The 22,630-nt window shown below is 55.4% G+C and carries 16 protein-coding genes; 10 read left to right on the top strand and 6 right to left on the bottom strand.

Translation table 11 applies throughout. The features are described from left to right. The first annotated feature begins 102 nt into the window (after positions 1–102). The 4 genes from AB4Y89_RS12155 (at position 103) to AB4Y89_RS12140 (ending at position 3,796) form a co-directional block, all read left to right on the top strand. Positions 103–2,034 (top strand): lipopolysaccharide biosynthesis protein, encoded by a 1,932-nt coding sequence (locus AB4Y89_RS12155; protein ID WP_442301197.1) that lies wholly within the window; start codon positions 103–105, stop codon positions 2,032–2,034. A 46-nt stretch (positions 2,035–2,080) separates the two neighbouring features. Continuing rightward, the gene (locus AB4Y89_RS12150; RefSeq protein ID WP_442301196.1) at positions 2,081–2,479 is read left to right on the top strand and encodes an STAS domain-containing protein; all 399 of its coding nucleotides are present in this window, start codon (positions 2,081–2,083) and stop codon (positions 2,477–2,479) included. 62 nt (positions 2,480–2,541) lie between these two features. Beyond that, positions 2,542–3,033: a hypothetical protein gene (locus tag AB4Y89_RS12145; protein ID WP_442301195.1), complete on the top strand. Its 492-nt coding sequence runs from the start codon at positions 2,542–2,544 to the stop codon at positions 3,031–3,033. Between the two features lie 13 nt (positions 3,034–3,046). Then, positions 3,047–3,796 (top strand): dTMP kinase, encoded by a 750-nt coding sequence (locus AB4Y89_RS12140; protein WP_442301194.1) that lies wholly within the window; start codon positions 3,047–3,049, stop codon positions 3,794–3,796. Here AB4Y89_RS12140 and AB4Y89_RS12135 read toward each other — a convergent pair. Then, a complete protein-coding gene (locus tag AB4Y89_RS12135) occupies positions 3,783–4,901 on the bottom strand; it encodes a hypothetical protein (protein WP_442301193.1) in 1,119 nt (372 codons plus the stop codon). The genes AB4Y89_RS12140 and AB4Y89_RS12135 overlap by 14 nt on opposite strands. A 737-nt stretch (positions 4,902–5,638) precedes the next feature. On the opposite strand from AB4Y89_RS12135, the gene AB4Y89_RS12130 reads away from it, so the two are divergent. The 3 genes from AB4Y89_RS12130 (at position 5,639) to AB4Y89_RS12120 (ending at position 9,173) form a co-directional block, all read left to right on the top strand. Beyond that, the gene (locus AB4Y89_RS12130; protein WP_442301192.1) at positions 5,639–6,079 is read left to right on the top strand and encodes a hypothetical protein; all 441 of its coding nucleotides are present in this window, start codon (positions 5,639–5,641) and stop codon (positions 6,077–6,079) included. A 105-nt stretch (positions 6,080–6,184) separates the two neighbouring features. Beyond that, positions 6,185–7,252, top strand: a complete 1,068-nt coding sequence (locus AB4Y89_RS12125; RefSeq protein ID WP_442301191.1) for a VWA domain-containing protein — start codon at positions 6,185–6,187, stop codon at positions 7,250–7,252. A gap of 148 nt (positions 7,253–7,400) precedes the next feature. After that, positions 7,401–9,173, top strand: a complete 1,773-nt coding sequence (locus AB4Y89_RS12120) for an FG-GAP repeat domain-containing protein (RefSeq protein WP_442301190.1) — start codon at positions 7,401–7,403, stop codon at positions 9,171–9,173. Positions 9,174–9,230: 57 nt separating this feature from the next. Here the strand turns inward: AB4Y89_RS12120 and AB4Y89_RS12115 are convergent, their stop codons facing one another. Then, complete coding sequence (locus tag AB4Y89_RS12115) at positions 9,231–11,060, bottom strand: FG-GAP repeat domain-containing protein (protein ID WP_442301189.1); 1,830 nt, start codon at positions 11,058–11,060, stop codon at positions 9,231–9,233. Positions 11,061–11,542: 482 nt separating this feature from the next. On the opposite strand from AB4Y89_RS12115, the gene AB4Y89_RS12110 reads away from it, so the two are divergent. Both AB4Y89_RS12110 and AB4Y89_RS12105 read left to right on the top strand, forming a co-directional pair. Next, the gene (locus AB4Y89_RS12110) at positions 11,543–12,856 is read left to right on the top strand and encodes a hypothetical protein (protein ID WP_442301188.1); all 1,314 of its coding nucleotides are present in this window, start codon (positions 11,543–11,545) and stop codon (positions 12,854–12,856) included. A 504-nt stretch (positions 12,857–13,360) separates the two neighbouring features. Next, positions 13,361–14,644 carry an Ig-like domain-containing protein gene (locus AB4Y89_RS12105; RefSeq protein WP_442301187.1) on the top strand — a complete coding sequence of 428 codons (1,284 nt, stop codon included), beginning with the start codon at positions 13,361–13,363 and terminating at the stop codon, positions 14,642–14,644. A gap of 226 nt (positions 14,645–14,870) precedes the next feature. Here AB4Y89_RS12105 and AB4Y89_RS12100 read toward each other — a convergent pair whose 3' ends face one another. Genes AB4Y89_RS12100 through AB4Y89_RS12085 form a run of 4 tightly spaced genes read right to left on the bottom strand, consistent with a single transcriptional unit; the run spans position 14,871 to position 18,629 of the window. Then, the gene (locus AB4Y89_RS12100) at positions 14,871–15,989 is read right to left on the bottom strand and encodes an ABC transporter permease (protein ID WP_442301186.1); all 1,119 of its coding nucleotides are present in this window, start codon (positions 15,987–15,989) and stop codon (positions 14,871–14,873) included. Next, positions 15,986–16,915: an ATP-binding cassette domain-containing protein gene (locus AB4Y89_RS12095; protein WP_442301185.1), complete on the bottom strand. Its 930-nt coding sequence runs from the start codon at positions 16,913–16,915 to the stop codon at positions 15,986–15,988. Before AB4Y89_RS12095 ends, AB4Y89_RS12100 begins: the two co-directional genes overlap by 4 nt. Beyond that, positions 16,912–18,039, bottom strand: coding sequence for an HlyD family secretion protein (locus AB4Y89_RS12090; protein ID WP_442301184.1), 1,128 nt, complete (start codon positions 18,037–18,039; stop codon positions 16,912–16,914). Before AB4Y89_RS12090 ends, AB4Y89_RS12095 begins: the two co-directional genes overlap by 4 nt. Then, a complete protein-coding gene (locus AB4Y89_RS12085; protein WP_442301183.1) occupies positions 18,036–18,629 on the bottom strand; it encodes a TetR/AcrR family transcriptional regulator in 594 nt (197 codons plus the stop codon). The genes AB4Y89_RS12090 and AB4Y89_RS12085 overlap by 4 nt, the downstream gene beginning before the upstream one ends. Positions 18,630–19,030: 401 nt before the next feature. Here AB4Y89_RS12085 and AB4Y89_RS12080 point away from each other — a divergent pair, with 401 nt between their 5' ends. Beyond that, entirely contained in the window at positions 19,031–22,477 is a 3,447-nt protein-coding gene (locus AB4Y89_RS12080) for a carboxypeptidase regulatory-like domain-containing protein (RefSeq protein ID WP_442301182.1), read from the top strand. Positions 22,478–22,630 lie beyond the last annotated feature (153 nt).

Below are 22,630 nucleotides of genomic sequence, written 5' to 3'. Positions count from 1 at the left end.
TCATTTCGGGGAGACAATACGTCTCGCTCGGTAGCAAGGACTCTTACCGTGTCTACGGGGTCGGTGGAAAAAAGTCTAAGAACGCGAATTATTTCCGGAAGCGTGGTTCTTCTCTCCGGCTCAACTCTCTCGGTCATTATTAATCTTGCTTATAACGTTTCTGTCGCCCACTTTCTTGGGCCAAAGGGATTTGGAAACGCAAATGCGCTTTACACAATCCTGACGCTCATCTCTGCCATCACTCTTTCGTTCCAGATCATTACCGCTAAGATCGTCGCGCAGCAGGGCGAAGGAGCCCGCCGTGACACGGTATACCGGACGCTGCATCGTGGCAGTTGGGTATGCGGTCTGCTGGTAGCTCTCCTGCTCCTCGTGTTCCAAAGTCAGATCACAACATATCTCGATCTTCCGGGTACAACCCTTGTAACGATCCTGGCGGTCGGAGCCGCCTTCTATGTTCCCCTGGGATCTCGCCGTGGATACATACAAGGGGCCTACGGATTCCGTAAGCTGGCCACGAACCTGGTGCTTGAAGGCGTCACGCGACTGCTTGGTTCGCTCTTGATGATTTCACTCGGTTTCGACGTGGAGGGAGTCATCGTCGCGAACTCGGCTGCCATGGCTGTCGCCTACTTCGCTATTGCCCCGAAGCTCGACCTGACCGCAATCAACCCGCTCACCCTGCGCGCAGCCTTTCAAGAGATTTCGCACGCTACCGTGTTCTTTACTGGGCAGGTATTGATCAACAACTCTGACATTGTTCTGGTCAAACACTTCCTGCCTGCCCGGGAAGCCGGTCTGTATGCAGCAATCGCCATGGTGGGGCGCGTAATTTTTTCAGGGTCTCAGGCGATTGTGAACAGCATGTTCCCTGTCGTCGCGGGCTCGAAGGCAGAAGAGAGAAAGAACCTGTCACTGATTGGGACGGCACTTCTTTCGGTGCTGGCTGTAGGTACGGCGGTCTCTGTCGGCCTTGCGATCACGCCTGATTGGCTGTGGACCATTCTGTTCGGCGCCGAATTCAAGATTCTCGGCCCCCATGGATTTCCATATCTCCTGGCGATCTATGCCGCAACTACGGTTGTCTACTGCCTCAGCGTGGTCGTGATGACCTATGAGATGTCATACAAGATTGCGAACACGGCCTGGTTCCAACTCCTCTTCGGTGGAGTTCTGATCGCCGGCATCTGCAAGTATCACGAATCGCTGCAACAGGTGATCATGGTGCAGCTCGTCTTGCTCGTCTGCTTCCTTATCCTGGTAGCCGTTCCATTCTTCCTGGACATGTTGAATAACGCCGGCTTTCTGTTGGAGCGCCGTAAACTTCGACTTTTGCGGCGAATGAGCGAAGACGAAGTGATCTCAGGCTTTCTTAGAAGTGAGCTCGGAAAAGGCGTCTATGCCGAATACGAAGAAAGATTGCGGAGCATTTTCCTGAACCCCGACCTGCAGGACGTCTCGGAGTGTGCCGTTCGCCGGGCGCTTCTGGAGCTTCGGCACCGCGCTCTGTGGAGGGAACTTCCGGAGGATACGCAATGGTATGAGGTCGAGATTGGCTCGGCAGAACTCAATCAGATCCGCGTCTTCCCAAGGGCACAATGGGCGAGAACCGCTCGGGGCAACTTTGCGATTAAAACGGTAGCCGAACGCATTAAAAATCGTCAGCCTCTCCCCGAAGACCCATTCGTACGCAAGATCAGCGAGATTCGCGGTGCGCTCACCACGGACACTCTGGATTCAGGACCGATCATTTTGATCGGTCTGACAGAGTCAGACCCGTTGACAATTCTCGACGGCAACCACCGTTTTGTCGCGGGTGTTTTGGAACAGAAAGTAGAACGCCTCAAATTTGTCTGCGGCCTGTCAACCAGCATGGCGCAGTGCTGCTGGTACAAAACCAGCCTATTCAATCTGCTCAGGTATGGACGCAATCTCCTCAGAGCTTTTTTGGAGATACGAAACACAGAAGTACTGCAGTTATGTGAAAGTTCGGGAACGCTTCCGGATGAAGGTCCGCCTCCCCCTGTGCTGTAAGCACGTTCGTCCATCCATACGTCCTCAACTAAAAGGGATGATTCCGATGTCTATTAGAAAAAGAGCAGTAAATATACTTCAGCTTCCAGGCCAGATTTCTTCCGCCAGTCATGCAGACATGCTTCGCCGTCTTAAGATGGCCATTCAACATGGGCATCCTCGCTTCGTGCTCGATTGCTCACAAATTGAAATCATGGGTACGGAAGAGATCCAGTTTCTTCTCTGCTGCCTGGAAGAAGTTATGAAGCATAACGGTGATGTAAGACTTGCCACAGTGACTCCAGAAGCTCGCGCCGTACTGCAGAATGCCGGAATCAGCCGCCTGTTCGAAATCTACGGATCGACGGAAAGTGCAATTCATAGCTATCAGGTTCGCCCGGCCAGCATGGCGCCCCTATACTCGGAGACCGCTGAAGCGCACCAGGACAGCGAATACGCGGCTTAAAGCATCCAACGTTTAGCTGGTGTCCCAATTAGTGCAGCAACGTCAGCCTGGAGCGTGAAAGAATGCCCCGCGATCGAATCCTGAAACAATATTTATCTCTGTGCCTTGCAGCTTCACTGGTTCTGCCGCTTGAGGCATATGCCTCCACGGGTCTTAACGATGCGCAACAGACGTCGTCCACGAACCAGCAAAGTAGCCAAAACACCGAGCCTGCCACGACAGGCAAGGACCCAAGCGCTCCTGCGCCGCAGTCGACGGGTGCATCCCAGAACGACTCTCAGTCGAATTCCCAGCCCAACAGCTCCCAAACTTCCACGCAGCAGCCCTCACAACCGCAGGAGAAGGCGCCGCCGCCCAAGGGCACGGCTGCCGCTCCTGATACCCGCGTCGATGGAGTGCCTGCCGCCACTCCATCGGGCGCGGCAATTGCGCCGGCGAAACAAAAACGCGTTCGCAGGTTCTCCATCAGGACGGCTCTTGTCGTTGGGGCTGTAATCGCTGTGGGAACCGTTGCCGGACTCTCCCTTGCTACATCAGCTAAGCCTTCAAACTGAAGCGAGCCAGAAGATGAATCGGACTTTGCCTGAAAAGAGGCCCCTTCTCATAAGCTTTTCCGGTATCGACGGAGCCGGAAAGAGCACGCAGATTGCGCTGCTCCGCGACGTTCTGCAACTGTCGGGACAACAGGTCCAGTTGGTCACCTTCTGGGATGATGTCGTCGCGTTGAAATCTTTCCGGGAAGATCTGGGCCACAAAGTATTCAAAGGCGACAAAGGGGTCGGCTCTCCGGAGGCTCCCATTCACCGCCGGGACAAAAATGTTCAATCACCGCTGCTCACCTGTATGCGGATGGCCCTCTATGCGCTGGATCTTCTCTCGCTGCGCCGAACAGTAAAGAAGCTTATTCGGACAAAGCCTCGGGCTCAAGATCGTGTCGTAATCTTTGACCGCTTCCTCTATGACGAGCTCGCCAACCTGCAGGTGGATCGTCGCCTTCATCGCTTGTATGTGCGCGCAATCCTACGGTTTATTCCGAAGCCGGATCTCGCCTTCGTTCTGGACGCCGATCCCGACACAGCGTTCGCCCGCAAGCCGGAATATCCTCTGGAGTTCCTCCGCTCGAACCGCATGGCGTATCTCCGTCTCGCCGCGATCGCGGGAATGGTAATGATTCCGCCGTCAAGCGCGGAGTTCGCACATCGTGAGATATGCCGACTGGTGGAGGAAAAGAAACATGCCCTGCTCTCCAAAGGAAAGACAGGGCATGGGTTGCGGGATGAGAGATTGTTTTCCGGACCGGTCTCTACCAGTACGTAAAGTGGAAGTTATCAAGGGCGGTGGTATAGCCATCCATCTTGTAGTTGCCATCCATCTGGTAATTGACGGTCATCCCCCACCAGTCTGATGGAACCGCCTTCGGCGCGACGGTGATATTCAGCGGATAAACAACTCCGTTCACAGTAATGGACTGGTAGAGAAGATCGTTGTTGGCTTGCCGATGCGCTTGTAACGTTACATGGTTCCACCCATCTTTGAGCGTGCACGGGATAGAGGTCGGCACCCATCGGGCCTCAACGTTGTTCCAGTAGTCCCAAACGTTGCCGTTCAAGTGATTGCACTCAGTTCCCCATTCCATACCTACCCCTCCGGCATACATGTTCAGGTCGAACTCGAGCACCTGGGTAACGGGCCAGTTGCTCACATACACGTCGGTGTCATAGAGAAAGTCATGCAATGTCGGCAGCAGCGTGTGGCTTTCGTCTGTCAGGCCCTGCTTGTTTCCATGCCCGATAACAGGGTTCGAGAAGAGGACGTCAGAATAAGGAGTGGTGCCACCGAGGTAGAACTGCGTTGCGTTCCCACTGAGTGATTGCGCCTGCTGGTTCTGCGTCATGGACCAATCGACTCCCTGGCACGGAGCATCGCAGATGTCGTATACCGGCGGTAACTGGCCCCATTGATTCCATCCTGGGGCGGCGTGTACGTTCTTCAGAACGGTTCCCGTTACGTTGACATCAATGGGCGTGCTTGCAATGCCCCCGCAGTTGTCCCATGCCTGGACGACCGTAGATTGATGCCCTCGTCCCATAGTGATGGGGGTAGCCAGCGTGGAACCGTCGACCTTATAGACGAGCTCATGGTTTACATAAATACCCATGGCAGATATGCCCTTGTCACAGGCGGTCGTTGCACTCGCGACGTAGATCGCCGGAGTACCTACATTACTTCCGTTTGCGGGCGAGGCTACGTTCACACCGGAGGAGGTAGAAGACGTGATATCCAGCGGCGTTTTGGTGGCGCCGCCACAATAATCCCATCCCTGGACCACGACGAGGTGCTTGCCTGGACTAAGGGGAACGGACGAGTCGAGACTGCTTCCGTCCACAACTCGTTGTAAAGCATTATCAACGTAGATTCCCATCGTAGCGAGCCCTTGGGGGCAGGATGTCGCCCCACTGGCGGTGACCTGGACAGAGGAGCCTACGGTCGTATTGTTGGCGGGTGAAATTACTGCGACTTGTGCAACTGCGGATATTGCACAGCCAAAGAACAACATCAAACGAACAAAGGCGTTCATTCACTAACTTGGCGGCCCGGGCGAACCGCTTTTTTTCCTGGGGAAGTGCCGAGGAGTGCTCGCCTTGGCAACTTGAGTATATGAGAAAAAAAACACGAAAAGGAGGCAACGAGGTTCCCACAGATATGCATCTTTAGATAGCCCCCTAGCTTCGAGTAATTTATTCCCGAGAATCCGCAATTACTTCCCCCTTTCCGAATTTTCTTCCTGCCCTGATTACAAAAGCGAGCTACTAATTATCGCGGCATCAAAATGCAATCTAGATGCGGAAGTTCTAAAATCTCAATAGCGGACGCCCATAACTGAGTCATCCCGTCCTATCCTTGCGGCATCTGAACGCGCCGGCGACAAGCTTGACCATGCGCTACAAACACACCAAAACTCGCTTTCAACTTTCCCTTGCTGTCATCTTGACGTCCTTGATGTCATCGTCTCCCTTTTGCCGGGCACAATCGACACGACAGTCAACAGCAACGACAAAAAGGCAGCTCCGGTCTAGCAATAGATCGGATTCCAAAATAGTCAGCCCTGCTCCTGCTCCCCCGCCGCCGAGTCCCGCAACCGTTCTGCTAAAAGGGGGAATGCTCACCGTCGAAGCGAACAACTCTGAGCTTCGCCAGGTACTAGAGGATGTCTCGCGCAAGAGCGGCATGGCGATTCAGGGTCAGGTCAGAGATGGGCGGATCTTTGGCAGCTACGGCCCAGGCGAGCCATCGGCTGTCCTCACCGAACTTCTGTCTGGCCAGGGTTACAACATCCTGATCGTTGGTGGCGGCCCGCAAGGAGCTCCGCGGCGGCTGTTATTGACCGACCGCAGTGGGGGTCCATCTCTTCCTCCTCCGCCCACGGCGATTCAGAACAACACTGAAAGAGTCGAGCTCGGCCCAGGCGCCATCGCGCATCCCCCACCGGAGGCTGTGGACGATCCTCAGATGCGCACGTATCTCCGCGATCGGAAGCTGCAACAGATGTATGAGTCACAGGAGAAGGAGAATAAGGGAAACCCAGCGCCCCCTAAATAGACAAACAACGTTGAATGGCCTGGTTGTCATCCAATCAAACGTACGTTGAAGATTGTGGCAGTGCCTCAATCGGAACCCTACGGATCTTCGTTTGACCAGGTATCTATGCGGCTTCGCCTTTCCTTCCTGATCTGCTCGGTTTTGACAGTGATGTGTGCGCGTGCAGCTCTTGCGCAAACTGCGCCACAATCGTCACGCTCTCTAAGTGTGGATCGTGATCCGGCACCCTCCATCGATCCCGACAACGCTCCTCCTGCGCAGCCTGAACCAGCTTCCACTGCCGCGACCGGTCCGATCCAGAAGGATGCAGGTGGACGTTATACGTTACGAGCAGACGCCTATGAAGTACAGCTCAATGTAACCGTTCTTGATCCCTCAGGCCGGCCGGCGACCAATCTTACAAAAGACAAGTTCCAGGTCGCGGAAGACGGTGTGCCGCAAGTTATCACCAGCTTCCGGCATGAAGACACCGCCGTTTCGATCGGGCTGCTGATCGACAGTTCAGCGTCCATGTATGACAAGCGCGCAGCGGTAGAGAAAGCATCTCTGGACCTCATCCGGCTTTCCAATCCCAAAGATGAAGCCTTTCTCGTCGACTTCAGCTCAAAGGCTTACATCGATCAGGACTTTACCTCCTCGGTAGACAAGCTGCAGCAGGGCTTACGTTATGTGAAGTCCACCGGAGGCACCGCGGCTTACGACGCCGTGATGGCGTCAGCCGAATACATGTCGAAACACCGTAAGAATGCCAAACAGGTTCTCGTCCTGATTACAGATGGTGACGACAACGCTTCGCGAACGACATTGAGAGATATGATCAAGCGCGTGCAGGGTCTGGAAGGGCCGGTGATCTATTGCGTTGGCCTTCTCTTCGGTGACGACATCGACAAGGCGGAAGCACAGCGTGCTCACGCCCTGCTCGAACAGATTGCCGATCAGACGGGCGGAGCCGCCTTCTTCCCGAAATCACTGAAGGAAGTGGATACGATCGCCTCGGCCGTAGCAGAAGATATCAGAACCCAATACACCATCGGATACCGGTCTACCAATCCGCCTAGCAACGGCGGCTATCGCACAGTGCACGTCGATGCATTTGCGGGACGTCAGAAACTCACAGTGCGGACAAGAAATGGATATCTGGCAAAACCGTTACCGGTTGCATCCGCCAAATAGCTGATAACGCCTCCCTCAGCGCGGCACCCATGCGCTGGAAAGCTTCTGTCCTGAATAAAGAATTAATCGATAGCTTGAGCAACCATCTTGCCTACGGAAGACTCCTTTAGTCCGCAGCAATCACAAGGCTCGTCTTCAGGAGTCCCTCATGCGGTTCCCCGTTGTCCCTGTCTTACTTCTATTAGCCAGCAGCTCTCTTCTTCCCGCGCAAACCAATCCGAGTTTTGAACTGAGTCGCGATACCTACATGGCCTTCGGCGTCGAAGCCATGGCACAAGGTGACTTCAACGGAGACGGCAAACCTGACATGGTCTTCGGCGGAGGTTCCAGCTTTACCGTAGTCACGCTGCGCCTTGGTAACGGCGACGGGACGTTCCAGCCTCCGATCACGGTCGGGCAGGCGGACAGTTCAGAAGTGGAAGATATCGCCGCGGCTGACCTCAACCAGGATGGCAAGCTTGATGTCATTGCCCTTTGTATCGGTGGCACCTTCGATGTCTTTCTCGGCAACGGGGATGGTACCTTCCAACCTGCTGTCGCAATGGCTACCTCAGGTTCTCCACGTGCGATGGCGGTCGGCGACTTCAACGGAGATCAACGCCCTGACCTGGCGATCGGTGATTCGCAAGGGTCGGTCGAAATCTTCAACAACACAGACGGCAAAAGTTTTGTGCTAAGCAACACAGTTCCGATTGACCCGACCAGAGACATCCTGAATGTGAAGGCTGGCGATTTCGACGGCGACGGAGTCACGAACCTAGCGGTACTCACCTCTGACTCCGCCTACGTCCTCTGGAACGATGGAGCCGGGAATTTCAGGAAGAGTACTATGACGGCCTATACCAATCCCGCGGGGCTTAACGTCGGCGATCTAAATCAGGATGGCATGGCAGACATTCTCATCTCCTATGACTGCCACCCCAACCCCCAGTACCCTGGCCCCAAAGGACCGATCTCCACGTGCGAAGGTGTCGATGTCTTCTATGGGCAGGGACAGCAGAAGACCTTTGAACGCCACATCATCACCGCAGATACAGTTGGAGCAGCGAGATATCTATGGGCCGCTGACGTCAACGGCGATGGCATCGGCGATCTTGTCACCGGCACCTCCGACCAGAACGGCAGCCAGACAGGACTCTTCATTTGGCTCGGCCACCCGGATGGCTCCTTCGATCAGAGTGCGAGCCGCTTCATCGCAACCTCAAACGGCACCGGACAACTTGTCGTAGCGGACTTCAACCGCGATGGGATGATTGACTTCGCGCAAGCGCTTCCGGGAGACGCGCAAACCCAGATCTACCTGAACGCAACCAACCGTGCTCCCTGCGCTACAAGCCAGATCAATCCCACCGTCACGGTATGCCAGCCTGTCGACAATACCTACCTTCCCGCTCCCGCCCTCACAGTACAGGCCAACGCCTATGACACAAACCAGGTGACAGCGATGCAGTTGTATATCAATGGTTCCTTGGCCTATTCGCGGCCGGTCACTGGTTTCCACCGAACCTTCCAACTCGGAGAGGGCTCTTTTTATCTTGTCGCTAAAGCATGGGACTACACCGGCTTAAACTTCAGGTCTGTCCGGCACGTGACTCTCTACAACGGGACACCTGGGTCAGTCTGCGCAGCCGCGCTGGGAACCGCGGAGATATGTCTTCCCTCCGGTGCGAGTTCTACCTCGCCGGTGCATATCGTTGCCAACGGCTATACCTCCTATGTTCCGACCGCGGCCCAGCTCTATATTGACGGCAGCCTCGTCATAAACAACACAAGCTGCAACAACTATGGAGCCTGCCCCGGCGGCTCATCGCTTGTCGATACTTATCAAGGCCTTTCCAGTGGCAGCCATGATCTTGTCTTCAAACTTTGGGACGCCAATGGGAACATCTACAGTGCTGATAAGACCATCACGGTCCAATAATTCGACCGCGGCTGGAATATCTCCAGCCGCGGTCGGTACTATCCCTGGTGTCCAGCCTTACTCTACATAAATTGTCTTCTCGTCCTGATACACATTCCCTGCCAGATCCCATACCTTGAAGACGATATCGTGTGATCCAGAGGATAGCGTCTGCTCCGTCTGCACCATCGTATTGACTCCATAACATGCGGCTCCGCACGAGGCTTCGTTATTCACGACCAGACTGCCATCGATATAAAGCTGTGCCGCGGTCGTGAGATTTGTCCCGGTGTTCCCATTGCCCACAATCAGGATCGGGCCGGAGCTACTCATTCCCTTTGGTAAACAGAGGCTAGCCGCATTCGTCGCCGCGTAGCAGGTGGCACCAGGCGTCCCGTCGTACACGGTTACGGTCCTGGAGGACATGAAGCTCACCCCGCTTGCATCCCAGGCTTTGGTCACGAACAGGTGAGAGCCCTCGCTCACCGGAAATCTCTGGTCGAAGCTCGTGACTGCCTCAGAGTACTTCAGCGCGCCATCGACGTACTCCTGGAGGGCTGTCACCGGCGTCGTGTCATAACTATTAGCGCGAACACGCACGGGACTTGGCAAATAGGTGTTGTCGACCGGAGCACACACCGTCACGGATGGGCTGATGGTGTAGGTTCCACAGTTCGTTCGCCGTGTCGCGTTCAGGTAGAACTCCGTTGGCCCTCCGGCACCGGGTTGCGTCTGGGCGAAGTCCATCCTTCCATCGCGATTGAAATCCGCCATAGCAGCTGCACCCACCTGCACATTCCGCGATGTGAAGAAGTTCTCCGGAGTCTGGAGAAAGGATCCATCTGCATTCCCCCGCCAGATCGAAAGGCCCTGCGGGGCGTCATTACACTCTCCGGTAGAGCCATCACACTGCAGAGCGCCAATCGCGGCGATATCGATGTAGCCGTCTGCATCCACATCGACGCCTGCAATCTGACCAAGATCTCCGGGATTTAATCCCGACGTCGAATTGACCAGAGTTCTCTTATAAAGCTTGTTCTCTCCCTGTCCATAAAAGCCATCAAACCCGACGCAATACTTCGCCCCCGCCGGAAGATCACACTGATAGCTCACAAGGATGTCTGCGTTCCTATCCCCGTTCATTTGAGCGCTTATGATTTGCGGCCATGAGTATTGACCAAGCACCTGCCGGGTGAAAGTCCCACTACCGTTATTCCACAAGACGCTCAGTTCCGATGGCATCGCAAAGTCATTGGAGTTCAGAACAAGTGCTGCAAGATCTGAGACACCGGTGCCGTTCAAACTCCCTGCTGCTACCTGAACCGGGCTGAAATTTCCGGTGCCGACCGATATAGAACCCGCAGAAACAAACGTTCCATCCCCAGCGTTGCGGAACAGCTCAATCAGGCCGTACGACTCGCCAACTGCAATATCCGGTTGACCATCATTGAAGAAATTGCCAACGACGGCTTGCCCAGGTCCTTGAGTGGTCGTGTAGGTCTGCGGCGCGCGAAACGTGCCGTCTCCATTCCCCAGGAAAATACTCAGCACATATGCGGCCGGCGCGGGAGGAGGGGGAGGATTCTGAGATGCGACCGTAACGAGATCCAGATTGCCATCATGATTTACATCGGATGCAACGCCGCCCTGCAGTGCGAGAGCATCTGCGAATGCTGTTACCGGCGGCTGAAATGTGCCATCTCCTTTGCCGGCGCGAAAGATCAGGTGTTGTGTTGAGCTGCATTGGACCAGGTCAACTTTGCCGTCGTGATCAAAGTCGGCTGCGATCAACGGGCCACTGCCTCCGTTGTATCCGTCTCCGTAGCTCTCGAAACTAAGCGGTGATTGACTGCAAAGCCGTGACGTACACACGGCCACGATGGCGACTGCAATAAGTCGTGGAAGCATGACTGGGAGAACCTCCTGCGAATCAGCGAAACATGAAATGTTCGGTACGCACTGGCATAGTTCTTATGTCGCGAGCTTATTTACTTACAGCTTGTAACGGGATTGTTCAGAGGGAGGGCGGGGGATGAAAGTTATTCAGCACAGAACGATCACGGAGAAAGGTATACAGCAACATACAGAACTCCAGGCGTGATCATGAGAGCGCCGTATCAGACATTAGGTTGTACTTCCTGTAACAAAGTCGTGAATTCACGATCCACACGCAGACTGATGGAATAGGGCAATATCCCGGGCGGATATGCGTTAAGCGCCTTTAATCCCAAATCGGCATCGCTTCTTCCGGTTCCTCGAAAGTGGTAGCTGACTTCCTGAAGTACCGGGTTACTCTCTGAATAACAAAAGCAAGCAAATCCCCCCCACGAGAACTGCTCAAGCTCAGGGAGATCAAGGGCAGCAGAACTTCGTGGTCAAGCAGGTTCCCCATGCGGAAACTTACCGCACTTCTATGCCTTGTCGCGGCATTTGTCATCGCGAGCTCAGCGCACGCAACCGTTCTTGTCTCGCAACCTTTCATCGGACAGACCACAGGCACGAACGTAACGTTCGCGGCCACAGCGACCACAGTGACGTGCAGCCGCGGTATCGCATCAATCGGCGTCTACATTGACAACACGCTCGTCTATGTAGCCCAGGGAGCCTCCCTCAACACAACACTGCCAGTTTCATTGGGATCGCACTACACCGTCGTGCAGGCATGGGACAACTGCGGTGGATCGACAAATCTGCCAGTGCCGATTACGGCCCAGAACCAGGCAGGCGTCTGGGTGAACTCGCCTGCCGCCGGCAACTCCAGCACGCAGCCGGCGTTCGTCGCCTCCGCCACAACGACCTGCGCCTCCGGCGTAGCGGCGATGGGCCTTTATATCGATAACCAGCTCGTTGAAGTCGAGAATGGCAATGCCCTCAATTACCAGGCCGCGCTTGCACCTGGCGCGCATCACACCATCGTGCAGTCCTGGGATAATTGCGGTGGCTACGCCAAGAACGCTATCGACCTTACCGTTCTCGGAGCATCGAACACTTTCAGCAATCTGCAGATGAGCCCGGCATGGAATATGTCTGGCCAGAAGGCTCCCGACTACGACAACTGTGTCGATCATGTTGAAGCAAACCCATGCGCCGGCATTACCTACTCCTACAACCGGAACATTGCCAATCCGTCCCTCAGCGGATCTGCGACGCAGTTCAACCTTGGCGGCACTCTGCCCTACTCCGACGTACTCTTCTGGAACCACCTGATCGGTGCGTACTCATCACAGAGTCTTCCGGATGTCGACCACACCCTCATCGCTGCAACCAAGAACTTCACCTACGATGCGTACTTCTATGTCACCAGCTATGATGAGGCGCACACCCAGGCACTGGAGTTCGACATCAACTGGTTCCTCAACTCTTTCGGTATGACCTGGGGTACGGAGTGCCGCCTCCACGGTGGCCATGAATGGGCTCTCTGGAACAACGTTGACAAGCACTGGGAAGCCACCGGCATCGCATGCAATCCACTGAAGGACGCCTGGAACCACGTGACCATCAGCGCCAAGCGAAACGATGACAACACGCTGACCTATCAAACCATCACGCTGAACGGCAAGACCATCGCCCTGAACAAGACGGCCCCGCCGTTCTACGTCCCGGCAAACTGGTACGGCGTCACCGTGAACTACCAGATGGATGGCGATGAGCACCAGACCGCGATCAAGAGCTACGTTGACAAGCTCAGCCTGATCTACTGGTAGACAAAAGCGAAGCAAGCAATGACAAGGCCCTCCAAGGTGGGGGGCCTTTGATTTTGCGGTTTCAAATTCATCGTCATGCAACGGTGTGCGAGATGAGATGACCCCTCGGGATCCTGACCCCACATTTTCCGGGCCTCTCCAAAACATCGGAGAAAATTTCCAGGTGTTGCGTAAAAATTGCCAAGCCGCAGGGAATTAATTGCGGTTAGATGTGCCCCCTCAAAAATACGTTGCCATCCGTACAGAATACTTATTGTGTTCCCTGAAAATTGAGTTAGCATTTGGCTATTCCAGTAGTGGATTTGGAAAGCACTTTTGCAGACTTGCAAGTCAGCCGAGGGAGTGTCTGCGGCAAAGAGTAGAGCAACAGCGCAATCGCGAATTTCACCATTTTGCAATCAGAACGATTGCTTTCCTTTTCTGCCAGTCAGCATCGCCGTCAATTTGTCGACCCTTGAAGAACCCCTGGGGGCGGTGCGCGAGATCACTACTAGGATTTTTTTGATGAAGGTTTTTCGTCTTTTTTTCTTACTATCTCTCTTCATCTCGTGGCCTGCATTCGCGACAGTGGTCGTCAGTTCTCCTGCAAACGGATCAACTGTTGGTACCAGCGTGCAGTTTGTCGCTAGTGGAAGCACTGGCTGTGCCCAAGGGGTCTCGGCTATGGGTGTCTATGTAGACAACGGCCTGATCTATCAGGCCGGGGGCTCATCGATGAATGCTACTCTCAACCTTTCCCCTGGCAGCCATCGAGTCGCCGTACAGGCGTGGGATTATTGCGGTGGCGCCACCAACGCAATATTGAACCTTACGGCAACCTCTCAGGGTGGAGTCAGCGTGAGTTCTCCTGCGAACAACAGCACCGTGAGCGCCCAGGTGCACTACGCTGCAAACGCAACGACAAGCTGCGGCAGCGGAGTGAGTGCGATGGGAGTCTACGTCAATAACTCTCTGGCTTACACGGTGGGTGGGTCGTCAATGGATACCACCCTGACACTTCCCGCCGGTACGCAAAAAACCGTCGTTCAAGCATGGGATCGATGTGGCGGGGCCTCAACGACCCCGATCACGGTCAATGTCGCCGCAGGAACAAAAATTGGCAATATTCACGCGACCAACGGCTGGAATCAGTGGGGTGAGCTCCCACCGAACTACGACATCTGCGGTTCTCCCTGCTCCGGAGTAGATTGGTCGATGACGCAGCATGTCGGCTCCGGTTCGTTGAGCGGCAACGGCACAATCTTCTGGGTCGGCGGATCGACCCCTTACTCTGATGCTCTTTGGTCGAATAAGCTGATCGGCCAGGGCACCACCCAGAACATGCCCGACACGAATCAGACCATTCTGCCTTCCATTCATCACATGGTCTACGACACCGACGTCTACGTCAGTAACCTCGCGGTCACGCAGGATCTGGAATTTGATATCAATCTGTTTATGTATGGCGTCGGCATGGAGTTCGGAATGGAGTGCAACCATCTCAACGGCAATGTGTGGGACATCTGGAACAACGTGAACGTACAGTGGGTCCATACAAGTATTCCGTGTACGCTCAATGACAAAAGCTGGAATCATGTCAGCTTCCAGGTTCAGCGCGAATCGAACAACGACCTGACGTACCAATCCATCACGGTGAATGGAACCACATACACCATCAATCAGACAGTTGCGCCGTTCGCTGTTCCCAGCGGCTGGTATGGCATGACCGTGAACTATCAGATGGATGGCAACTATGCCCAGACTCCCTACACGACCATGCTGGACAACCTGAATATTACCTATTGGTAGAGAGAAAGGTTCGACATTAAGGCGCCACATCGTGGCGCCTTTTTTTGCGCTCGTCAGACAAGACTGGTAGCCCGAATCTCAAACACAACCATTTGGCATAGCAGCGCATCTACCTTTTCGAATTGGTGGCGCCTGTGCTGAGCGAACCAATATATAGTTTCTCCGCTAGATTGAATTAGCGCATTCCCCCGACTCCGAGGAATGCGCACTTTTTTTGCGATCTGATTTATGTATGCCGCTGTTGCCGCACAAACAGTAGAGCCGCAATGCCAACGGTCGCACAGCCCATCAGAAGCAGAATTAATCCATTCATCCAGAGATCCTCGAGGCCGGCGCCGCGTAACACGATGCCACGCACAATGCGGATATAGTACGTCGTCGGAACCAGCTTGCTGAGCATGGCAAAGAACGGCGGCATGTTCTCAATCAGAAAGATGTATCCGGAAAGAAAGATCGATGGAAGAATAGTCGCCATTGCAAGCTGAAAGGCCTCTGCCTGCGTCTGTGCCTTGGTGGAGATGATCAACCCGAGGCCAAGCACCGTCAGCAGGAAAGGCATCGATAGTACGAGCAACGTCAGTACATTTCCATGCACCGGCACCAGGAAGACTACGCGCATCACTGCGAGGATCACGCACAGCTCCGCAAAGGCCATCACGCCATATGGGATCATCTTGCCAACCATCAAGCCCAACGGGGCCACCGGCGTCATAGTCAACTGCTCCAGCGTGCCGCGCTCTCGTTCGCGCACCAGGCTCAGGGCTACCATCAGGATCACCATCATCTGCAGCAAGACCGCAATCAGACCCGGGATAAAGAAGTTCGCTGAACGCGTGCTGGGGTTGTAGAGGACCGATGGCCTTACTTCTACCGGCATCGGCGAATTGCCCAGTAACTGCGCGAGCGAGAGCTGCATCGCCACGCCAGTGGAGGCATTCGTCGCCTGCCCGGCAACGGATGAGTCCGAGCCATCCATTAACACCAGCACCCTGGCGGTGTTGCCCTCCTGCAAGCGGCGCGCGTAGTCATACGGAATCCGTACGCCGACTCTTGCTTCCCCTGCACGAATGGCGTTATCCAGCTTATCCGCGGAGTCAACATGAGCCACGATATGGAATGAGTCTGAGGCTGCAAGTTTGTCGATAAACTGCCGGCTCTGCTGCGTATGCGATTCATCCAGAACGACCGTCGCAATCTGACGCACGTTTGTGTCCACCGCAAGACCAAGCAGAAACAACTGCATCAACGGCACCGCCAATGTGAAGAACAGCGTTGTGGGGTCACGCCGGATGTGCGTGAACTCCTTGCGGCAGATGGGCCATACCCCGTAGAAGAGATCCTTCATCGCCGCTCCTTCATGATCTCGTAGGTCAACGTGACGAAGACATCCTCAAGCGATGGGACTATCGTCTCCACGGATGCCCCGTTGAGCTGCTGCCGAATGGCATCCAGATCATCCTGCTCCACCAGGGCATGAATCGAACGTCCGAAGATCGTCGCTTCGCGAACGCCCTTCATCGATCGCAGACGCGTCAGTTCCATGGAAGCATCCGGCGCTTCAATCTGAATCCGCACTGTTCCTTTCGGATTGGCTTCAGGCAACTGCTGCAACTCGGCAATGGTGCCGATCGCCGCCAACTTTGAGAGATAGATATAGCCCACACGGCCACAGCGCTCAGCCTCATCCATGTAGTGCGTCGTCACGAAAAACGTAACGCCCTGGCCGGAAAGCTGAAAGAACAGATCCCATAGCGACCGCCGCGCCACGGGGTCGATACCGGCCGTCGGCTCGTCCAGAAAGAGTACCTGTGGCGAATGGATGATGGCACAGCTCAACGAGAGGCGCTGCTTCCATCCGCCGGAGAGAGCTCCTACACGCCGATCGAGATACGGCTCCATACCGGTCAACGCCAGCAACTCTTTTGTGCGCTGCTCAGCCTGCGTTCCTTTGATGCCATACACGCCGGCGTAAAAGGTCAGGTTCTCGGCCACCGTCAGGTCTTCATACAAACCGAACTTCTGCGACATGTATCCGACGTGCCGGCGAATATCCGCTGCATGCTTGCGGATATCCATCCCGAGGATGGTGCCTGTACCTTCGGTTGGCGTCAGCAGACCACATAAGGCTTTGATGATCGTCGTCTTCCCCGAACCGTTTGGCCCGAGAAATCCGAACAATTCCCCCTTACCGACCTGGAAGCTCACGTCCTGCACGGCGGTAAAGCTGCCGAAGCGAATCGTCATGCCATCGGCAGTAATCGCCGCGGTCATGGCAGACGCACCGTTGCCGCCATGCCGGACTTCAGCACGCCGTCAGGGTTATCAACCATCACCTTTGCACCAAAGACCTGGTGCTGGCGATCATCACGCGTCTGTACATTCCGCGGTAGAAATTCAGATGAAGCGTTCACCTGCATCACGTGCCCGGTAAAGCTGCGTCCGCCGAGGGAGTCGACGGCGACCGTTGCATGCTGGCCCACCTTCACCTTCGCCATCTCCGTCTCCGGAATATAGATCCTTACCCAGAGCTGCGAGCTCTCAAGCATCGTCAGCACAATGCGGCCTGCGGGAACCAGGTCACCACTGCGCACACTCACTGTTTCAATCAAGCCGTCGGCCGGAGCCGTCAGTTCAGCTTCACGCAAACGCGCCTGCAACTCTTCGACATGACCGCGAGCCTGTGCCAGCCGCCCGCGCGCCGCCTGGATATCTTCCTTGCGAAAACCGCGCTCCGCCAGGGCAGCCGCGGCTTTGGCCTGTAGATACCGCTGTTCGGCCGCATCCAGATCTTCTTTGCGGGTGCCTGCCTGCAATAGCTTCAACCGCTGCCTTGCGGATTCCGACTTCTGTGCCATGGCGTCGCGTTTTGCCAATGCGTCATCGTACTGCTGCCGCGAGATCGTCTCGCCGCGCACCAGCATTGCCATACGCTTGAAAGTCGCCTCGGCGTTGATCGCATCTGCCTGTGCTGCGTCGTAGTCGGCCTGCGCCTGCGCAAGCTCCTGCGTGCGCGGCCCGCTCTTCGCAGCTTCATATGCTGCCTGCTGGGCTCGTGCCGTCGCCTCAGCCTGGGCAATCTCTTCGGGACGGTTACCGTGCTCCATCTTGGCAAGATCCGCCTCGGCCTGATCCGCAGATGCCCGTGACTGCGCTAACTGTGCCTTCAGCTCATCCGCCTCAAAGCGCACGAGCATCGTGGAAGCCTTCACCATCTGGCCCTCTTCGACGGCGACGTCGGTCACGCGGCCGCCTACCTTCGATCCCACCTCGATCTCACGTGTCTCCACCGTACCGGAGTAGACCAGCGGCCTCGGTCCGCGTAACAACCAATACGCCAGGGCGATGCTCGCCACCAGAATTACGACACCACCCGCGATCACTGCGTTCCGCTTCATACGCCCCCCGCAAACGCAACACCAAGCCGCTGCTCCAGCGTGTGCGAAAGCCAGTTCGGCGGCAGCTTTTCATTAACCATCCATTCGAGCATCGTCGCCATCAAGACGGCGAAAATTGTCTCAGCCACCATACGTGCCGAAAATAGCTTTTTCCTGCGCGGGATCTGATCGATCAAACCACTCAGCACTTCCACAGCCTCAGCGCGCCTTTCCAGCAGATAGCCGTACGATGCCGGCTGAAACCACGCGAGCATCATCAGCTTGCGATGCCCGCGAGCGATCTCTTCATGCTCTCGCGCAATCCGCAGAATGAAGGCAAGTATCTCGTCCCGTGTGGCAGGACGGACGCCTGCCTCCATCTGGCCGGCAAATTCCTTCAGCCGCTCTACACGTAACCGTGCAATCTCCGGCAAGATCAGTTCCTTGCGCGCAAAGTAGTTGAACAGGGTCGCACGCGAGACGCCCGCGGCCTCGCTGATCGCTTCCATGGAAACCTCGTCATATCCATCCCGGACGAAGAGATCGTAGGCGGCGCGCACCATCTCCATCCGGGTCTGTTCCTTCTGCCGTTCGCGGAGTGAGCCAGCCATTTCGCCTAACACTATAGTCCAAAACTTGGACTCAAATATAGAATTTCGCGGATGGCCTCCGAACACGTTGCGGCTCGAAAGCCACTCCGTCAGGTAGAAAGTTGCGACATCGCTCAAATATCTCCTGAAAGGACAGCCTCAGGGGTGCCGGCCGAACGACATCGATCGACAACAGAGGTTGCCGGCTGGCAAGTCTAATTCCATCTATCGGATACCGATACGTCTCCAAAGATCGAGGTCAGGTTACTAGTCGCAAAAAACTCAATCTTCATGAGATATCTTTTCTTGACAGCGTCTCTCGGCCTCTTCTAGTTTTCTCGTGGCCCAAATCAGCATCTTTGGGGGCCACTAGAGTTGTGTTTCTTTAACTGTGGTGTTTCGGCACCTTTTTGGAGGCAGCCATGAGCCTGCTACGGCATTTCAGAATGTCACGCTATATCTTTGTTCTATTCCTTCTTCTCTTCCCATCCCTTAGTAACGCGCAGACCGTCTCCGCCACATTGGTTGGCACCGTTACGGACAAGACCGGCGCTGCTGCGCCAAACGCCAGGGTAATCGCGCGCGAAACCTCTACCAACGCACTGCGGGAGGTCATCACGAACGATAGCGGCAACTATACGTTCTCTGACATTCCCCCGGGCAATTACGCCATCTCCGTCGAGATGCAAGGCTTCAAGAAAGAAACCCGTGCATCCGTCGACGTGATTGTGAATACGACTTCACGTGTGGACTTCAGCCTTAGCCCCGGTGCGGCGACTGAAGAGATTACCGTCACCGACACTATTCCGCTGCTGCAGACAGACCGTGCGGACGTCAGCACCAAGCTTGAGGCTGAGAAGCTTGCAAACCTGCCCGTGGGAACCAACCGCAACTTTCAGTCTCTGCTGAACCTTGTACCCGGTACTACACCGGCTACATTCCAGCACTCGCAATTCTTCAACGCCAGCGCATCGCTGCAGACGGAAGCAAACGGTCTGCCGCGTATGGGCAACGTCTACCAGATCGAAGGTATTGACGACAATGAACGTACCGGTCTGTTGCAGGTGCTCATTCCTCCCGCCGATTCGATTCAGACGGTAGATACATCGACCAACAACTACGAAGCGGAACTCGGACGCGCTGTCGGCGCCGTTGTGAATGTGACGTTGAAGTCAGGCAGCAATGCGTTCCATGGCAGCGCCTCAGAGTACCTGCAGAACGACTACCTCAATGCGCGCTCGTATTTCTCCAGTAAGGTAGGCAAGGTCGCCTACAACTACTTTGGCGGCAATCTGAGCGGTCCCATTATTAAGGACAAGCTGTTTTTTTATGGCGATTATTTCCGCACCTCTGACCACGAAGCGAACAGCAATACGGTAACGATTCCCTTTAAAAAGGCGACGACCTGCGTCGGCGGCTTCTACGATCTGAGCGATGGCTACACGGCAAACGGTAAGGGCCAGATCTATGACCCGTCAACGGGCACTCAGACCGGCAGCAACACCGGCAAGGGCCGTACACCGTTCGCGGGTAACCTTATTCCCTGCGGACGTGTGAATTCGGTAAGCGCAGCACTGCTGGCGCTGATTCCGTCGCCCAACACAAACCTCAGCTCGACCAGCTCACCCAGTAATAACTACTTCATCAACCTGCCATTCCAGAAGACGTCAGACAACTACGATGGCAAGGTCGATTGGCAGATCAGGGCCGCCGACCGCCTGAGTGGCCGCTTCAGCTACCAGAAGAACAACCTGTTTCAAGCCCCTATCTTCAGCAGCTTTGCAGGCGGACCTTCTCCGAATGGCGGCTTCGCAGGCAGTGGTGTTCAGAAGGCATGGAGTACAGGCGGAAACTATACTCACACCTTCTCGTCCACGTTCCTCACAGAGGTTCGCCTAGGAGTGGCGCACTATCGTAACGACGCGCAACCTTCTGACTACGGCAACAAGGATGCAACGACCATCGGTGTTCCCGGTGTGAACCTCGACACCCTGACCTCCGGCCAAGTGGGCATCAACCTGGGCAGCTTCTCGCAGCCGACCCTCGGCTATGCCGCTTCTATGCCGTGGATCCGGGCGGAAGCGAACATTGACTTCGTCAATCACTGGACCAAGGTGATGGGCAATCATCAGTTCAAGTTCGGTGTCGACCTTCGCCGGGTGCGTGACGATTTGCTTCAAGGCCAGACGTACAGCCCGCGTGGACTCTATACCTTTGGTCAGAATCAGACCGGCCTGAACGGTGGACCGGCAACGGACTTCCATAACGATCTTGCTTCGTTCCTGCTTGGTCTTCCGAGCGCCGCAGGCCGTGATCTGTTCACCTATTTCCCGACATATCGCCAGTGGTGGTTCTTTGCCTTTGCCGGCGATAAATGGAATGCCACATCACGGTTGACGTTGGACTATGGCCTCCGCTGGGAGTTCTACCCACCGGCCACAGCTCGCAAGGCTGGACAGTTCTCCAACTACAACCCGTCGAACAACACACTGGTGATTGCGGGCATCGGCGGTAACCCCTCCAACCTGGGCCTCCAGACTCGATACAGCTACTTCGCTCCCCGTACAGGCTTCGCCTTGCGTGTGAACGACAAACTGGTTGTCCGTGGCGGCTTTGGTATGAGCTACATGCCGTTTGAAGACAACAGCTATGCCTACAACTACCCGGTACGCGCCAATAACGCGTATACCCAATCCACAGCACAGAACAGCTACGGCCCTGCCGTGCTGGCGGACAACACGACGCCGGCGACCTTTCAGGCAGGCTTCCCGGCTCCTGTACCGGTGACTGTTCCCTCCAACGGCATCATTTCAATCGCGGCCGGCACGGCATTGAACTCTTCCTCATATACCTATATTCCGCAGAACTATCGCAATCCGTACGTGGAGAGCTACAACCTGTTTGTCCAACACGCCTTGCCATGGGACTTCTCGCTCTCGGTAGGCTATGTCGGGAACCACGGCGTAGGAATGGGTGCAAACCAGAACATCAATCTCTCTTCGCGTCTTGGGGGCGGCAATGCTGACCTGCCACTGAATATTGCTTTCGGAAGGACAGCGGCAGTCACACAATACTTCATCGGCACGTCCACCAACTACAACTCGCTTCAGGTATCGTTGAACCGTCGCTTCACGCACGGCTTCTCCAACATCACCTCGTTCACGTATGGCAAAGGGCTGAACCTTTTCACCGGAGACGATGGCGGCTTCATGTTCTACCAGGACCAGCGCCGCAACTACGGTCCGACCGATTACGACCGCAAGTTCAATCTTCAGGAAGCGTTCACCTATGAGCTTCCGTTCGGTCGGGGCAAGAAGTTCCTCAATCACGGAATTGGAGCTTACGCTATTGGTGGCTGGAAGCTGTCTGGAGTGGTCTCAGTTGTGACCGGTACCCCGTTCAGCGTGACAGCGAATAACAATCTCAATACACCGGGATGGACACAGACGGCCAACCTCACTGGAACGTTCACGAAGCTGGGCGGCGGGCCAGGACACAAGTGGTTCGATACCTCGGTCTTCTCTCAGCCGGCCGGATGCACGGCGGTCTGCTCGGAGATTTCGGGCACATCGGTTGGCAACACGGCACGCAACGCATTCCGTGGTCCGGGATTCGTGCAGAACAACGCGTCGATCTTCAAGACATTCCCGGTCTACAAAGAAGGCACCACGCTGGATATCCGTATGGACATCTTCCAGGTGTCAAATACTCCACAATTTGCAACTCCAACCACCAGCACCGGTCCGGATGTTGCGAACATTACCGGGGGAACCTTCGGTCAGATCACCCGCACCATTGGCAGCGGAAGTGGTGTCAACGGAACTGGAGGCGGCCGCTCATTGCAACTGGCCGCGATCCTGAAGTTCTAAAACCTTAACAAACCGCTAAAGCGAAACGGCCTCGTACATTTTGTACGAGGCCGTTCCGCTTTAAGAGCCTTTTCCCTGTTGCTGGGTATCCCGTCGAATCGAGCCTTGCCCAAAGGGTCTCGAGTTTGGCACCATCGATTGCGTTATTGATTT

It is taken from the genome of Terriglobus sp. 2YAB30_2 (genome assembly GCF_052114765.1).
Taxonomy (GTDB): domain Bacteria; phylum Acidobacteriota; class Terriglobia; order Terriglobales; family Acidobacteriaceae; genus Terriglobus.
Note: the sequence above shows the minus strand (reverse complement) of the source record. Positions and strands in the feature narration are given on the sequence as shown.